A 1,674-nucleotide genomic window follows, 5' to 3' on the forward strand; every position below is an offset into this window, starting at 1 on the left:
TGTCATAGCCATTTCAAGATGTCGTAGCGGCAGCTATTTAGAAATGTCGGGTTTTGACGTTGAGTTTGACTCTGTCTTTAACGGTTTGAATCTCACGTAGCGTTGAAGGACAGCGCGTGAACGGGCAGGGCGTGTCAGTCCGTTCAGACAGATCCTGCAGACCGACGGCCAGGTTTGCGTGTTTGGTTCGGCTGCCTTCGTTGTGCCAGTTCCGTGATCACGCCGTTGATGTCGTCCTGGGTGAATTCACGCTGCTTCTTCGTGCCCTGCGCGCGTTCCGTTGCCCGAACCGGTTGTCCCTGATTCGTGCGCGCGGGGGAGCCGGAGATGCGCCGGTTGTCGCGTTGCGCCTGGATCGCCTGCGCGACCTGCAGCGCGTGACTCAGGCGTTTATGTTCAACGACCGCGCCCTGGTCGATCTCGGCCAGCCGGTCGTACTGCCTGTACGGCAGCACCCGGCCATCTGCGCGGATCTCGATGCGCCCGTCCGGGTACTCCCACACGTCGATGTAGCGGTGGATCAGTTTCCGGTTCTCCGGCGTGTCATCCAGCAGGTACATCACGCGGTCGTACTGGATGGTCAGCGATTTCGTCACGCGTCGCGTCTCGCGCCACGTCATCAGCAGGTCGAGATTCTCGTCACCTCGCAGCGGCCGGTGCGCGTCGAAATCGCTCTTCGGCGGCTTCGCGAAGCGTGCGTTGTAGGCGGCCATGAAGGAGGGCGCATACGCATTGGCTTCGACGATCGTGCTGATGCCGCGCAGTCGCAATTCCTTGACCAGCCGGTCCTGCAGCGTCAGGTGGGCACGCTCGACGCGACCCTTCGCTGAGCTGCTGTTCGCGCAGAACGTGTCGATGTTCAGCTCGAACATCGCCCGGCCGAAATGCGTCACGCTGCTGCCGGTTTCATGGGCCTTGCCACTGCGAAACACGCTCGCCTTGTCGCTGTAGAACGCGCCAGGCTTGCCGTGGCATTCGATGTACGCCCGCGTCGCCTCGAAATAGCTGAAGGTCGATTCGCTCGCCGTGAAGTGCAGATGCATCAGCCGGCTGGTCGCATCGTCGACGTACACCAGCAGTGTGCAGGCCGGCGCCCGTTCCTCGAACCACCGGTGATCGCTGCCATCGATCTGGATCAGTTCGCCCAGACACGCACGACGCGCCCGCGGCTGGTAGATCTTCGGCGGGCGCTGCCGGCGTGGTATCCACAGACCGGCGTCCGTCATCAGCCGTCTGACCGTTTCCTTGGCCATCCGGATGCCGTGGCATTCCCAAAGCTTCTCGCAGGCCAGCGTCGGCCCAAAATCGGCGTAGCGCTCACGAATGATCGCCAGCGCCTGCTGAGCCAGTCCTTCGTCCAGCTTCCGGTTGCCGGAACGGCCACGTCTGTGCGAGGCCAGTCCCGCCGCACCGGATTCCTGATAGCGGATCACCAGGCGCTCAACCTGACGTACGGTCAAGCCCAAGCGTTCGGCCGCGCGACCAGGCTTGAGGCCCATGTCGACAATGGCCTGGATGACCTTCAGACGGTCGAGTTCGCGCATGTTCAATGTCACCAGTGCAGCTGCATGCATGGCCGGCTCCATAGTCCCGCAGGGAACCGGCAAGCATACCGAGGCCAAAACACGACATTTCTAAATGGCTAGAACACGACATTTCTATAAAGCTACTACA

1 protein-coding gene is annotated in these 1,674 nt (G+C 61.6%); it reads right to left on the minus strand.

Going from position 1 to position 1,674, the window contains the following annotated elements; all coding sequences use genetic code 11:
- Nucleotides 1-143: 143 nt before the first annotated feature.
- A complete protein-coding gene (locus PQQ52_RS34565) occupies nt 144-1,574 on the minus strand; it encodes an ISNCY family transposase (protein WP_408221511.1) in 1,431 nt (476 codons plus the stop codon).
- Nucleotides 1,575-1,674 lie beyond the last annotated feature (100 nt).

This window comes from Paraburkholderia sediminicola, assembly GCF_046030555.1.
GTDB classification, from domain to species: Bacteria; Pseudomonadota; Gammaproteobacteria; order Burkholderiales; family Burkholderiaceae; genus Paraburkholderia; species Paraburkholderia sediminicola_E.

Coding starts and splice junctions, on each gene's coding strand:
- PQQ52_RS34565 (WP_408221511.1), bottom strand. CDS start 1,574: ATGCATGCAGCTGCACTGGTGACATTGAACATGCGCGAACTCGACCGT.